Raw genomic sequence first — 15,045 nt, 5'->3', positions numbered from 1 at the left:
TCACCGGTGGGCGCCCAATTCCATCCACATCGACACGATGGACTGCCGCAGCACGCCAGTCAGATGGGCGTAGCGGTCCTCGCTCGCCGTGCCGGCGCCTGATTCCGGCGCAATCGTATCGCCGAACCGAATGGCCGACCGCGTCGCGGCCCAAGGCAGCAACGTTCGCCACTGGGGCGGCTTGCCGCGGGGCCAGACGGTCTGCAGGCCGTCGATGGCCACCGGCTGGATGGGCACGCCGAGTTGATGCGACAGGATGGCGGCACCTTTCTTGAACTTCCTGGGCGCGCCGTCCGGCGACCGTTCACCTTCCGGAAAGAGCACGAGGATTTTGTCGCGCCTGAGGCCGAAGCCGCCCGCCTGCATCGCGCGGACCAGGTTCGCGTCGGGATCAACCGGCACTACGTTCATCAGGGTCGCGAGCCGGGCCGTGAACGGCATCGCAAAATACTCGCTCGCGCCGACGAAGAACAGGCGCTTGAACGTCCGGTAGGGCAGGGCGCCCACCAGGAGAAACGCGTCGAGGTAGCTCTGGTGGTTGGGGCATACGATAAACGACCCCACCCGTGGCATGCGCTCCAGGCCGGACACACGGAGTCCAATCAGTGCGCGGGCCGCCAGGTTGACCAATCGCATCAGGGAGAATGCAAAAGGCGTAAATAGAGGGCGGCGCGTCAAGATCGCCTGGATCGCGGGATCGTCGACGGGCTGGTCGAAAATGCGCGCCCACGGATCAGCGGTCGAATCGGTTCCACCCTGTGCGCCACCGTCGGTCGGGCGGAGTGCTTCGACCAGTTCGCGGACGGTATAGATGCGGTGGGCGGCTTCGTCAGGCACGTCGACGTTGAACGTGAGCTCGAGGCCCGCGAGCAACTCAACGCGTTCCATTGAGTCGAGTCCAAGGTCGAGTTCGAGATTGGCATCGGGCGTGACGACGGCGCTGGGTTTGGCAGCCGCCCGGATCGCCTGCAGGGCAGCGGCGACGTGCGGGTCGGCCGCCCACACCTGGTCCTGGTCGCGCCACTCGACCTTGTCCGGGGGCCTGGCCGCCTCGGCCAGCCTGGACCGGTAGATCTCTTCAATCGCGTGCCGCTTCAGCTTGCTCGTGGTGGTGCGCGGCAGATCCTCCAGCCAGACATCGAAACTCAGCACCCGCTTGTGATGGGGCAGCTGCAGCGACAGCCCTTCAATGTCGAAACGGATGATCTCGCGCGTATTGACAATCCGCCGCTCGCGCATCACATCCAGGTCTGGGACGACGATGGCGTGCAGTCGTTCGGCGGCGGGCTCGTCGGGTCGCGCCACGCCCATCACGCAGATCTCCTTGATGAACGGAGACTGCGCGTAGACCAGTTCAATCTCCTCGGGATAGATGTTCTTGCCCGACGCCAGCACGATCATTTCTTTCTTCCGGCCCGTGATGTGAAGACGTCCTGACGGGTCGAAATACCCAAGATCGCCGGTGTACAACCACCCGTCCCGAATCGTTTCGGCGGTGGCATCGGGGCGGTTGTGGTACCGGGCCATGACGATCGGTCCCTTGATCAGCACCTCGCCGTCACGGTGTTCGCGGGCATTGGTCTCGGCCGGCTCGTCGAGAATCCTGACCTCGACACCGTCAAAAGGCAGTCCCACGGTGTCGATGTGGGGATCTCCCGGCCGGGTGATGGTCGCGGCTCCAGAGCACTCCGTCAGGCCGTACGCCTGGATGATATTGAGCCCCATGGCGAACAGTTCGCGTCCGATCCTGGGATCGAAGCGCGATCCGCCTGTGACCATGATGCGCATGCGTCCGCCAAGACCGTCATGAACGCGGCTGAAGAACACACGGCCGAGATTGACCCGGAGGGCTCTCCGTAGCCAGCCGTTCAGGCCGAGCAGTGTCGTGAAGGTGATCCGAACCGGGAACGGCGAGGCCCGGACCCGCTCCATCACGCGCTGGTGGAGCAGGTAGTAGAACTGGGGGACCACACAGAGCGCCGTGATGCGGCATTCGGCCAGGGCCCGCATCATCTCGGTGCTGTTGAGCGTCTCGAGAAACACGACACGCGCGCCTGCCGTCAGTGGCAGCAGGAGGTTTGCCACCTGCGCGAGCGCGTGAAACAGCGGGAGGATGCCGAGGATGCTGTCCTGCTCTGTGATGGTGACGATCTTGAATGCGGCGGTCTTCTCGGCGAGCAGGTTGCCGTGCGTGAGGACGACGCCCTTGGGATCGCTCGTCGTGCCCGAGGTGTACAGCGTGACGGCCGGGTCATCCAGCGTCGCGGGACAGGAGTCCGGGAGCGGTGCTGCGCCGTCGCCTGGATCGTCGAGACTGGACAGCCCGTCCTGTGAACCCGACAGCAGCACCAGCCTGGGAGGTGTCGAGAGCGTGGCCGTCGCCTCGCGCGCGACGCCAAGGTACCTGGCTGTCGTGAAGAGCACCAGGGCGCCGGCGTCATCGATGACGGTTCGGACCTGGCACGCCTTGTACGCGGTGTCGAGGGGAACCGCGACCGAACCCAATCGCAGCGTGCCGAGATAGGCCGAACACCAGCGCACATCATTGTCGGCGAGGATCGCGCACCGATCTCCCGGCCGGATGCCCTGCGCGGCGAGTAGTTGCGCCACGCGCCCGGTCAGCGCACGCAGATCGGCGTATCGATACGTGTCGATACCGGTCCGGGAGAAGATCGCGACCGCAGGCCGATCGGAAAACCGGTCGGCGGCAGCGGCAAAGGCGTCATAGACGTTACTCATCATGGGCCCGGCCGGAGGATCATACCAGCACTCGTATCGTGTCAGGCAGGTGGAGGGAAACCTCTGCGGCTGGTCAGGACGAGGCGATAGGATCAGGGACGTGGTGTCGGCCGCGGCGGGTCGCCCAGTCTGTGTCGAGGATGGACCACAACACATCATCGTGGTACTGCCCGCCGAGCAGGAATGATCGCCGCAGCCGGCCCTCTTCCACGGCGCCCAGTTTGCGAAGCACGCCGTTGGCCCTGGCGTTGTCGGCCACGGCCCTGGCCTCCAGGCGCTTGACGCCCAGCGACTCGAAGACGTAGTCGAGCAGGAGGCAGGCGCTCCTGGCGAACAGGCCGGTGCCCCAGTACCGCTTGGCGAACACGAAACCCCATTCCGCGCTCTTGAACGGCGGCTCGAGTTGGTGGACCTGAAAGAGCCCGACCGCCTGCCGTTCATCATCGGGAACGACGGCGTAGCAGAAGTAGCTGCCAGCCTCACGCTGCTTCCGAGCCCACTCGACGAAGCGCTGGAAGGCGTCGACGTCGGCCGGGGGCGGAGGGATGTACCGGCCCACCTCGGCATCCTTGAAATCTCTGGTCAACGTCGGGGCATCGGCAGGCACCAGCTCCCGCAGAATGACGCCGTCTCCGCGAAGTTCGGGCAAGCCCCGCTTCCAGGCCTCGGTCCGCGACCCGCGGGCCCGATCGAGCACGGTCTCTGGAGCGAGCGTCACCGGGTCTTTGAGCTCGTACGACAGACCCGCATGCGCGGCGAGCCAATCGCTGGCAAGCAGGGACCACAGCACCTGATCGGTCTTGCGAGTCCCGTTGTCGAACGAGCGGCGCAGGACCCCCTCGGGGACGGCACCGAGTTTCTGGAGGACACCGTTTCCGCGGCCGTTCCTGACAGACGCGCGTGCTTCGAGACGATGTACACCGACGTGGCGGAACACGAAGTCGGCCATCGCGGTCGCGCACCTCATGAACAGCCCCGTTCCCCACGAGGCTTCATCCAGGGCGAAGCCCCACTCGGCGGTGCCGAATCCGGGCTCGATTTCCCGCGCCTGGATCAGGCCGACCGGGTCGGGCGACCCGCTCGGGACAATCGCGTAGCAGACGTGACGCCCGTGTTGTCGTTCGTGTTGCACCCAGCCGATGAAGCGTTCAAAGCCGTCGGCCGTGTCCGGCGGAGTCGACAGGAACTTGACGACACTGGGGGTCGTCAGGCGGGCGAAGAGTCCGGCGGCGTCGACGAGGCGGGGTTCACACAGTGACACCCCGTCAAGGCGCAGCACGGGAAGTCCCTGGCGCCAGTCGATACTCAACGGGTCCCTCTCACGTCCAGACGCCGCGGTTCAGGACTTACGGCCACAGATGTCCGGGGGTAATGTCCTGGCCACCAACGGGAGTCGATTTCCTGTTCGCCTTGTCGGCATACATGCGACGATCAGCAATCGCCACCATTTCGTCGACCGTCTGGCCGTCTTCCGGGAACGACGCGACGCCGATACTCACACCGAGCTGCAGCACGTGGCCCGGCGCGGGTTCGAAGGGCAACGCCGCGATGGCCGATTGCAGCTCCTGTCGCCGGCGTTCGGCCTGGGCCGGCTCGCAGTCACCGAGCACGACCACGAACTCGTCGCCCGCGAATCGCGCGCACACATCATACACGCGGAGGCTGGATCGAAGGACGTGCGCCACTTCCTTGAGTGCCCGGTCGCCGGCCTGATGACCGAACCCGTCATTGATCTGTTTGAAGCGATCCATGTCGAGCACGAGCAGCGACAGACGTCCCTGTTGACGCTGTGCGCGCGCCAGTTCCTGTCCAAACTGACGGTCGAGATACCGCCGGTTCGGTAGCCCGGTCAACACGTCGGTCAGCGATTGTTCCTGTGCGCGTTCAAACACCATCGCGTTGGCGATGACGGTCGCGGCCTGCGCCGCTACCCGGCCGAGCAGCCGGCGATGGTCGGCTGTGAACGCATCTCTGTCGGTGTGGTAGAGCGCGAGCGCGCCAATGGTCTGATCCTCGATCTGGAGGGGCGATACCAGCGCCGATTGGATGCGCGTACCAGGCGTGCCCGGCGTCCGCCCCTGGATCGGCTGGGCCGGCAGCATTTCGCCCAGCGATTCAACCTGAGCGGCCACCATCGCCCGGATCCCGTCGTGCTGGGTGCCGGCGACGTGGCGGCAGAGGTACAACTGGGATTCCTCGTCGAACAGGAACAGCGCGCACGAGACAAACGGCACGCATTCCACCATCGATGACGACACCAGCGCGAGCGTGTCCGATACGCGGAGCGATGCGCTCAGGGCTTGGGAGATGTCGTGGAGCATCTGCTCCTCGCGGTGGGCTCCCGCGATGTCGGTGAGCGCCCTGTCGGTTCCGGCGGTCTTCGACGTCGTCCGGCTGGCGTCGGTGAGCGACTTGCCGCCGTGGAGCTGATACTCCACGTCAGGCAGGACTTCGATGAACCGTTCGACCAGGGTGGGATCGAGCGCCGATCCGCCGTTTTCGCGCAGCGTGGCGATGGCCTCGGCGTAGGTGCGCGCCGGGCGGTGCGGCCGTCCGGAAAGCATGGCGGTAAAGCAGTCGGCAACCGCCAGGATTCTCGCGCCAGCGGGAATCTCGTGGCCTTTGAGGCCTTCGGGGTAGCCGCGTCCATCCCAGCGTTCGTGATGCGACAGAATCAGCGACGCCACCGGGTAGGGGAAGGGCACCGACCTGATGATCTCAGCGCCGACTCTCGGGTGGATCTTCAGGCGGCTGTATTCCTCGTCACTCAACGTGCCGGTCTTCGACAGGATGTGTTCGGGGACGGCCAGATTGCCAATGTCATGGAGCATGGCCGCTGTCTTGATGCCCCGGATTTCGGGTTCCGTGAGACCGATGGCCCGCCCCAATCCCTCCGAGTAGGCCTGCATCCGCCGCAGGTGGTCGTGAGACGTGCGGTCCTTGGCTTCGATCGCCAAGGCAAGCGCCTCGATCGTCGCCAGCTGGACATCGGCAAGTTCGCGGACCTGCCGCTGTTCATCGGCGATCCGATCGGAGTAGGCCCGGAAGCTGCGGTACGTCAAGTACACCGGCAACGAGAAAATGACCGCCCACCATTGAAGGCCGCTCTCCGACAACTGGGCGATCACCATCGCGAGGCCGGCCCCGATGTAGTAACTTGGCGCGCTCCAGAGGAAGTTCTTCTGCCATACCGGAAGCACGGGCTCCCGGGACGTCAGCGAGACGGCCAGGCTGACCAGGCTCGTGTTGATCAGGAAATAGGCCGACGCCGCGGTCGCGGCCGCCCCGATCTGGGTCCACCACGAGTGTACGAGCGGGGGCAGGGCGAGCTGATAAGCCACGCCGGCGCCAGCGGCCGACAGGGCCAGTGTCGCGATGCTGAACAGGGTCTTGTGCACCGGGTTGCGGGAATGCATCCGGAACGTGCACTGACTCCACCCGGTCACCGCCGAAATCAGGACCGTCGGCCATGTTCCCAGGACGAGCACCGAGGCGAAGTTCGCCACATAGGAAAACGACAGGCTCGATCCGCCGGCGGCCAGTGGCAGAGAGATTTTGATGGCCGAGGTGAGCACCGACACGGCGAGCAGACCGACAAACGTCGCGAGTGCTCCGGGCAGGCCCTTTGCGAAACTGAAGGCCACGACGGCCGCACCCGCCACGACGACGACCGCGCCCGCCACGACGACAATCGAGACGTACGCCCTGACGACTGGCGGCTGGGACCGGAAGCTACCGCGGGGCTTCGGGTCGGCCGACACGTGAGCCGAAGGGGTCTGTTTGGTCATGCGCGTTCCCCCTCCGCGCGGGTGACGGGTACTTCGACGGTCGATTCGATCCCACACGTCGCGGGCCCGGCCTCGTCCATGCGTCGCCGCGCCACGGCCAGCAACTGGCGCACCGTGTCGCCATCGTACGGGCCGCAGGCGAACGCCATCTGAAGCAGAGGCGGCAGGTCGGCACGTGCGACGACCGCCCGCGGCAGGGCAACTCCGATGCGATCAACGATGATCTGACCGGCGGCAGGTTCGCAATCGGGCATCAAGACGACCAGCTCCTGGTCGCTTGGCCGGAAGATCAGATCCGCGATGCGTGTCGCCTGGCTCACCGCAACCGCCGCGTGGTCCATGAGGCCGTCGCCTCCCATCGCGCGCACGCACAAGACGCCGAGATTGCGTCCGGTCGAGCCTCTCCAGAACACGTCGCGTTCGAGGATCGCCTCCATGGCGCCGGTGACCACCGGTACGCCGGCCGGCACGGATCCATGCCCGGCCATCGCCAGCGTACGGCGGTAGGCACGCTGGATCGCCTCGGCAACCGCCCCGCTGATCATCTCAATGGCCAGGCGCTGATCGTCGGTGAACGCATTCGGCTGGTCTGAATACAGCGTCACCGCGCCGGTCGTCTCGGTGCCAGGCGTCAGCGGGATGCTCAGGGCACTGCGGAATCTCGGGTTGAGTTCGTCGAGGCGCGGGCCCACGTCGAGTGCGGGGTCGGCATTCAGGATGGACCGGCGGTTGGCCACGACCCAGCCGCTGATGCCATGACCCACCTCGATGCGGAGATCGGGCAGCAGCGCCTCGCCAAAGCCCGACGCATGCTCGACGACAATCTCGTCAGTGGTGTCGTCTTTCCGGTAGAACACGACGAGGCCGGCTGGGGCCATGCGCCTGAGATACCTGACGACGACGTCGCACGTGTCGGCGAGGTTGGCGTCTGGACCGAGTGTCGAAATCTGGTCGTACAGGCGGAGCAGACCGTTGGTCGCGAACAGACGCAACTCGAGCGGCACGGGACTCGGCCGCGTGTCGGTTGTGCAGGACTCGCGGGCCACCTGGGAGAACTGGTCGAGGACGGCTGGCAAGGGCTCTTCGACCGATTCCGCCTCGATCGCCCCTTGGAGCGCCGCGAAGGCATCGACGACGGTCGGATCGTACATCGTGCCCCGGCGTTCCTTGATAATCTCCATCGCCTGAGCCGGCGAGAGGGCCCGGCGGTACGGGCGGTGGGAGCGCAGCGCGTCGTAGCAGTCGACGACCGAAAGGATGCGCGCTCCAATCGGAATCGCGTCTCCACTGACACCGTCGGGATAGCCGGTCCCGTCCCAGCTCTCGTGATGGTGCCGGACGATGGGCACAACGGGGTACGGAAAATCGACCGAGGACAACATCTCCGCACCGAGCGGCGCGTGCAGCTTCATCCGCTCGAACTCGTCAGCCGTCAGCTTGCCGGGCTTGTTGAGAATGTGTTCGGGGATGGCGAGCTTACCCATGTCGTGGAGCAGGGCAGCAGCCTCGATGGCCTGAATCTCCTTCGGATCGGTAACATTGAGCGTCTTGGCGAGCTGGAGCGCATAGGTCTGCACGCGGCAGATGTGCCCGTGCGTCACCTGATCCTTGGCGTCAACGGCCATGGCGAGCGCTTCAACCACCTTGAGGTAGAGGCGGTTTACCTCTCCCAGGTGGATGTTCTCGTCCTCGAGTCGGCCCATCGACGACTTGAACATGTAATACGAGACGATGATCAGTGGGACAATCGCCACCAGCAGCACGAAGGTGTTGACCGTCCGGGCATTGACCGACAGCAGCACCGCGATCGAGGCGCCGCCGAAGTAGTTCAACGATACCCAGAGGAAGTACTTGCGCCACATGGCAAACGGCGACGCGCCCGATTCCGAGGTCATCGCGATCGCGTTCAGCCAGCTGTTCATCAGGAAGTACACAGCGCACAGCGCGAGGGCGGGAAGCCCAACTTGCGCGATGGTGACCACCGTGCTGGGGGGCAGCGCAGACAGCGGACCAATGCCTGCCAGCGCGAAGTAAAGCTTCGAGGCCACCCACATCGAGAGCGCTGGCTCCGCGAGGTTGAAGGCCACGAGCTTCGGGCGATGATGCCGGCGAATCAACGAGACGGCGAGCCCGTCGACCGCCACGGTGATGACGGCGGGCGCACTGCCGTACATCATGACCATGCTGAAGAGGAAGACCTCGGAAATGCCGATGCTGGCCGCCATCGCCGGAACCTTCACGGCGAATCGACCGCTGGCAAACACCAGGATCGCCAGCAGAATCCACATGTATGAAGGGGCCTTCGTGATGTCGAAATCGACGCGCCAGATCGAATCCGCCAACGCCGCGAAGCCCAGTACGAAGACGAGCGTCACGAACGCGAGGTGGAAGCGACGTTGACCGCGGGGGCTGAGACTCATGTGCGGCTACCGTCCTGAGCCAGGTTGTACTCGGCGATCTTCCGATACAACGTCTCGCGGCTGATCTGTAGAATCTGCGCGGTGCGTTTCTTGTTCCAGTTCAGCGCGCCGAGCACCTTGCGGATGTGGTCGCGCTCGACGTCCTTCATCGGGAGGAGCGCGGCATGCTCGGACCGGCCCGACGCGAGCGCCGGGTGGAGGAACTGCAGATCCGCCGCGTGCACGAAGCCGTCCCGCGCGGAGAGGGCCGCCCGTGAAATGGTCGTTTCGAGCTCCCTGATGTTGCCGGGCCACGGGTACGCCATCATGAGATCGATGGCATCTGGGGCCAGTTTCCGCGCGTTCAGGGGGAATCCGTGGGCCGCACAATACCGGGCCAGAAATCGTTCCGCGAGCACCGGAATGTCGATCGGCCGTTCGCGCAGGGCGGGCAGGCGGATCGTGAAGGCGTTGATTCGATAATAGAGATCCTCGCGGAAGGCGGCGTCGCCGACCAGCGCCTCGAGCGGGCGGCTGGTCGCGCAGATCAACCGGAAGTCGACGTCGGTGGGCGACCGGCTCCCGAGACGCTCGACGCGGCGGTCCTCGACGACCCTGAGCAGCTTGGCCTGAGCCATGGGTGACAGGTCGCCCACTTCATCCAGGAACAGCGTGCCCTGGTTGGCGAGTTCGATGCGGCCGGGCTTTCGTTCGTAGGCGCCGGTAAACGCCCCCCGCTCGTACCCAAAGACCTCCGAATCAAAGAGCGAATCAGGCAAGGCCGCGCAGTTGACCGCCTGAAACGTCTCGTGCTGGCGGCTGCTGAGCTCATGAACGATGCGGGCCACGACTTCCTTGCCGGACCCGGTCGGGCCGAGGATGAGCACCGAGAGATCGGTCTTGGCCACGGTCCGGATCGACTCGAAGAGAATCATCATCTTCTCGTCGCGGCCAATCATCTCGCGGAATCGCTGGACCGACGGTGACCGGTCCTCGATCGAATCGCTCTGCTTGTCTGTCAGAAAGTCGTCGAGGACCCGCTCCATATCCGGTTCGGAGGGCATGACGGCCGTGAAGAACGGGGCCGGGCTGCCATCAGCCTGGACCAGGCCGGACGCGACGAGTTCCCGGAGGCAGTTGTCGACGTCACTTCTGAGGCGGCCAAATGTCGCCATGATCGACTCGAGGTCGAATCCCTCGTGCGGCCGGGCGTGCAGATATCGCAGAATGCCGGCCCGCAACGGCGATTGGACCAGTGCCCGGAAACGGGTTCGCGTCTGCGCCGTGGCCCGGCCGTTATCGATGGTCGCCACAGGGGTCGGAACGAGCGGTGTCGGTAGTCTGTTCAACATAGATCAGTCTCTTGCTCGGTGACTTCGTGTCCAAGAAACGTGCCACGCGTACCAGTCTTGGACACTCCGGGTAAAACCGGGCAGTTTTCGAGACACTGGAGCGAGTTCTTCCGGCCATCGCCACACAAAATGTGGCCAGAAATCGGCCCGAGGCTCCAGAAAGTGTATGAGAACACGACATCGCCGTCCGGCCAGATGACACCTGATCGGGCAGTATCTGCGTCGGCTCGAAGGCACCTGTTGCACTGGTTCGTGTGCACCTCCTGCTCATGTGGTCGGCAGAAGTCGCACAGACTTGAGGCGCGAAGGTCTCTGGAGTCAGAAACTTACTGGTCGGTAATCGGCAGACTGGCCCGCCCGATCAACTGGCCCGCGCCGGTGACCACGTCCACCCTCATCGCTCCCGGATCGCCGGGTTCGGCAACCATCACCGAACTCCAGAGGCGGAATCCCTGCTCCCGGCCGCCTACGACGTCGACCGACCGGGAACTCCAGAGCAATTGCGCGCCGCGATACCAGCGAATCTCAACGGTGTCTTTGAGCCCGAGCGGGGCATGGAGCGACGTCACCACGAACACGCGTCCCGTCCAGGCCGGCGAGATGCTGACGACAGGCGTGATGGCGCGGAGACCCTGGCGGTCGAACGCGAGCGAGAACGCTGTGTCGGCCAACCGAAGTGGGGCAGGCGGGACAAACGGCAGCAACAGCTGGATGAGCGCCAGCAGGATGGCTGCGCCAGCCGCGCTCGCCGTCCACGTCCGTCGCCGTGCAAGATCAGTTGGCTGCCTGGCGATGGTGATATAGCCGACCACCGCGGCGAGCGACGCGATGCGAAGCGCCGCCACATTGCTGATGCTCCAGAGAATCGGAAGGGCGACGGCGACGGCGGCGAACAGGTTGAATGCGAAGAAGAGGGCGTTCAGCTCCCGCCGCGTCGAGAGATGCCGGTCATAGACAATGTCCAGCGTCGACATCACGGCAGACGCGGCGAGCAGCCCGACAAACGCCATGTTGCGGGAACCGAACGTCGCGCTCCCGTAGTAGATCGGGAGGATGAAGAACAGGATCTGTTGATAGAAGTTCTTGGTGACGTAGTTGATGACCAGGCGCAGCCGGTGCCACCATACGGACTCGTGGCCGGGCCGGTCGATGACATTGGCCAGCGCGAGACTGGCGCCCCAGATCACGATGATGTGCAGGGCGGCCAGCCGGAGCCACGTAAAGTTGCGCGCGCCGAGCCACATGAACACGACGCCAAGCGCGAGCGCGTACAGGCTGTGGATCCACCAGAGCAGCCCCTCGTGGCGTGCTGCCAGTCCCTGCCAGCCGCGCATCCGCTCCACAACCCGACGCATGCGGTCCGATGCCTTTCCTACTTCTTGATCGGGTAGGGTGGCGGCGGCGGAATCTTGGCCGGACTCTTCTTCAGCAGATCGAGGATGACCTCGATGGCTTTGTTGAGTTGCTGGTCCTCGCCGGCAAATTCCCTCGCCGGGTCGTTGTCGACGACGATGTCGGGATCGACGCCGTGACCTTCGATCACCCAGCTTGTGCCGGCAACGTCGTACCGAGAGAACTCGGGCCTGTTGAGCACGCCGCCATCGATGAGCGGTAGCGTGCCGCGTATGCCGACGACGCCACCCCACGTGCGCTTACCGATGACCGGCCCGAGTTTGTAGTACTTGAACCGGTAGGCAAAGATGTCGCCATCAGACGCGGAGAACTCATCGGCAAGGGCGACCTTCGGCCCCATGATGAGGCCTCCCGGATCTGTGGTCGCCGATGTGTTTCGGGCCATGTCGATCATCGCCGGCCGCCTGAGCAGCCGCTCGACGATCATGGAAGAGACATTGCCCCCGCCATTGCTGCGCACGTCGATGATGACGGCTTCTTTCCCGAACTGGGGGTAGAACTGGCGCGCGAACTCGTTCAGGCCGCCCGGTCCCATGTCCGGGATGTGCACATAGCCGACTCGTCCGCCGGTCGCCTTCGAGACCTTCTCGCGATTGTCTTCGATCCAGTTGAAGTAGTAGAGCGGCACCTCGTTGTCGATCGGGACGACGACGGCGTCGTGGCTGCCGGCTGTCGCCGGCGATCCGTTGAGCGTGAGCGTGACCTGTTTTCCCGCCCGGTCGATCAGGGCCTCGTAGATGTCGGCCATCTGGTTCGCGGGCTTGCCATCCACCGCGAGGATGTAGTCGCCTGGTCTGGCCGTCACGCCGATCTCGGTCAGCGGCGACCGGCGGTCCTTCGTCCAGTTCTCGCCCTTGAGGATGCGGCTGATCCGGTAATAGCCTGATGCGGGGTCCTTGTCGATCTGGGCGCCAAGCAACCCCAGAGGAACACGCGGGGCCTGGGGCAGGTCACCCCCGCCGACATACGTGTGACCGGTACTCAACTCGCCAATCATCTCGCCGATGATGTACGTCAGGTCCGCACGCGTGTTCACGTGGGCCACCAGCGGCTCGTACGCCCTGCGCACGGCCGGCCAGTCGACGCCGCCCATATTGGGCGCCCAGAAGAAATCGCGCATCTGCCGCCACGACTCGTTGAAGATCTGCCGCCACTCCGCGTGCCGATCCAGCGTCACCTTCATATCCGCCAGGTTGAGCGGATCCTTGAATTCGATTTTCGAAGAAGGCAGATCGAGGATCGCGTACGCGCTGTCGTGTTGCACCATCATCTTCTTGCCGTCGGCGGAGATTTCGAAGCCGCCAAACCCGCCGAGGTCGGTCTCCGCCGGCTTGTCCATGTCGAACACGCACAGGTGCGGCCCGGCGTCCTTCGCGCCCTGGCGCACGTAGAACAGACGGCTGCCCACCGACTGAAGGTTGCGATAGCCCGACGGCGGGGTCGGCACGGACGCAATCCGGGTCTGCAGGCCTTCGACATCCACCTTCACCGCCGGCGTCGCATCATTGGCGGCCGCGGCGTCTGGCGTCGCCGGCTTGGCGTCGGGCTTGGCCGCAGCCTTTTCCTCCGGTTTCGCCGCGGGCGGTTTCGACTCGGCTGTGTCCTTGACGTTGACCTCGTCGCTCTTCGGTTCGAACGGACTCTTCGTATCCCTGGCGAGCGTCACGAAGTAGATCCGCGCCATGTCCTGGTAGATGTGCTCGAACTCGGCCTCGCCATAACTCGGCGAGAACGTCCGGTCTGACACGAAGAACAGAAACTTGCCGTCGCGGCTGAACGCGGGCGAGTAGGAGGGATACCAGCCGTTGGTGACGGCGTGCGTCTGCTTCGTCTCGAGGCCGTACAGGCAGACCTTCGCCATTTCCGCGTCTTCCGGCCGCGCGTACGCGACCCACTTGCTGTCTGGCGACCACGCGTAGTCGGTGATCTCGAACGCCGTGGCGCTGCCAACCGTGGTCGTCACCTTGGTGTCGAGATCCACGAAGCTCAGCCGCTGCTTGCGATCGGACCAGAGCAGCTTCTTTGAATCAGGCGACCAGAGCGGCTGGTACTTGTAGACGTCGCCGCCTGTGGTCACTTGAACCGCGGAGCCCTTGCCGTCCTGAGGGTGGATGTAGATCTCGTCCTCGCCGGTGGCGTCGGAGATGTAGGCGATCCACCGGCCGTCAGGCGACCACTTCGATCCCCGTTCGTGAACGCCGGGTGTCCTGGTGAGGTTTCGCGTCGGTCCGTTCTTCAGGGGCACCGTGAACACGTCGCCCCTCGCCCCGAAGAGCGCGCGGCTGCCGTCGGGAGCGATCTCGTAGTTCGTGATGTTCTTGCTGACGTCGGCCAATGTGGTTCGGCCGCTGTCGGAATCCTCGTGGATGACGATCGACACCTTGTCGGTCTTGTCGGTCGCGAGGTCGAAGGTGTAGATGTACCCGCCGTTTTCAAACACGATGGCGCGGTCGCCAAGCGAGGGGAACTTGCAGTCGTAATCGGTGAAGCGTGTCAACTGGCGCGTCTGCTTTGTGCCGAAGTCATACACGAAGAGGTTCAGGCGCCGATCACGGTCGGAGAGGAAGTAGATCCTGTTCCCGCTCCACATCGGAATGATGTCCTGCGCCTCGTTGCTGGTGATGTTGGTCGTCTGTTTCGACGCGAAGTCATACACCCACACATCGTCGGCCTGGCCACCACGGTAACGCTTCCAGGTTCTGAACTCGCGGAACACCCGGTTGTACGCGAGCCTGGTGCCGTCGGGCGAATAGCTGCCGAAGCCGCCGCGCGGGAGGGGCAGCATCTCGGGCGCGCCGCCATTGAGCGAGGCGAGATAGAGCTGGCCGCGGAAGTCGTTCCACTCGATGCGGCGGGACCGGAACAGGATGTGCGATTGATCCTTCCACCCCATGACGATGTTGTTCGGCCCCATGCGGTCGGAGACGTCGTCGCGCCCGAGCGTGGCCGTGATCGTCAGGCGTTTGGGCACGCCGCCCTCGGCGGGCATCGCATACACCTCGGTGTTGCCGTCGTACTGTGCGGTAAAGGCCAGCCACTTGCCGTCGGGAGAGAAGCGCGGAAACATCTCGCTGCCGGCGTCGCTGGTCAGGCGGCGGGCCACACCGCCAGTGGCTGGGACCGAGAAGAGGTCGCCAGCATAGGAGAATACGATCTGGTTTCCGTGAATCGCCGGAAAGCGCAGCAGCCGGGCTTCCGGAGACGCGGGCGACTGGGCGAGATTGCTGGCGACGGCGGTCAGCGTAAACACCGATAGAAACAGTACGAGCGCTTTTCTCATGGTGGCGGTCACTCCGTGATCTGATTCTATACTCGCTAGCCGAATCGGCCGGGGGATCCCACCATCCGCGGTGT

Annotated in this window: 7 protein-coding genes; all 7 read right to left on the bottom strand. The window is 64.7% G+C overall.

Going from position 1 to position 15,045, the window contains the following annotated elements; translation table 11 throughout:
- Nucleotides 1–2,742, bottom strand: coding sequence for an AMP-binding protein (locus NT151_10510; protein ID MCX6539345.1), 2,742 nt, complete (start codon nt 2,740–2,742; stop codon nt 1–3).
- A 70-nt stretch (nt 2,743–2,812) separates the two neighbouring features.
- Entirely contained in the window at nt 2,813–4,048 is a 1,236-nt protein-coding gene (locus NT151_10505; GenBank protein MCX6539344.1) for a GNAT family protein, read from the bottom strand.
- Nucleotides 4,049–4,085: 37 nt separating this feature from the next.
- Entirely contained in the window at nt 4,086–6,527 is a 2,442-nt protein-coding gene (locus NT151_10500) for a diguanylate cyclase (GenBank protein ID MCX6539343.1), read from the bottom strand.
- Nucleotides 6,524–8,947, bottom strand: coding sequence for an HD domain-containing protein (locus NT151_10495; GenBank protein ID MCX6539342.1), 2,424 nt, complete (start codon nt 8,945–8,947; stop codon nt 6,524–6,526). The genes NT151_10500 and NT151_10495 overlap by 4 nt, the downstream gene beginning before the upstream one ends.
- On the bottom strand, nt 8,944–10,278 hold the full coding sequence (locus NT151_10490; GenBank protein MCX6539341.1) for a sigma-54 dependent transcriptional regulator: 1,335 nt from the start codon (nt 10,276–10,278) through the stop codon (nt 8,944–8,946). The genes NT151_10495 and NT151_10490 overlap by 4 nt, the downstream gene beginning before the upstream one ends.
- Before the next feature lie 326 nt (nt 10,279–10,604).
- Nucleotides 10,605–11,633 carry a DUF5924 family protein gene (locus NT151_10485; protein ID MCX6539340.1) on the bottom strand — a complete coding sequence of 343 codons (1,029 nt, stop codon included), beginning with the start codon at nt 11,631–11,633 and terminating at the stop codon, nt 10,605–10,607.
- A gap of 17 nt (nt 11,634–11,650) precedes the next feature.
- Entirely contained in the window at nt 11,651–14,971 is a 3,321-nt protein-coding gene (locus NT151_10480; GenBank protein MCX6539339.1) for a S41 family peptidase, read from the bottom strand.
- Between the last annotated feature and the right edge of the window lie 74 nt (nt 14,972–15,045).

The sequence above is a fragment of the Acidobacteriota bacterium genome, from assembly GCA_026393675.1.
Taxonomy (GTDB): Bacteria; Acidobacteriota; Vicinamibacteria; order Vicinamibacterales; family JAKQTR01; genus JBAXOX01.
This window is presented reverse-complemented; position numbering and strand designations above follow the sequence as displayed.

Bases quoted from the DNA above. Each gene is read 5' to 3' on its own strand.
- NT151_10510 (MCX6539345.1), bottom strand. From the start codon at position 2,742: ATGATGAGTAACGTCTATGACGCCTTTGCCGCTGCCGCCGACCGGTTT.
- NT151_10500 (MCX6539343.1), bottom strand. From the start codon at position 6,527: ATGACCAAACAGACCCCTTCGGCTCACGTGTCGGCCGACCCGAAGCCC.
- NT151_10495 (MCX6539342.1), bottom strand. From the start codon at position 8,947: ATGAGTCTCAGCCCCCGCGGTCAACGTCGCTTCCACCTCGCGTTCGTG.
- NT151_10490 (MCX6539341.1), bottom strand. From the start codon at position 10,278: ATGTTGAACAGACTACCGACACCGCTCGTTCCGACCCCTGTGGCGACC.
- NT151_10485 (MCX6539340.1), bottom strand. From the start codon at position 11,633: ATGCGTCGGGTTGTGGAGCGGATGCGCGGCTGGCAGGGACTGGCAGCA.
- NT151_10480 (MCX6539339.1), bottom strand. From the start codon at position 14,971: ATGAGAAAAGCGCTCGTACTGTTTCTATCGGTGTTTACGCTGACCGCC.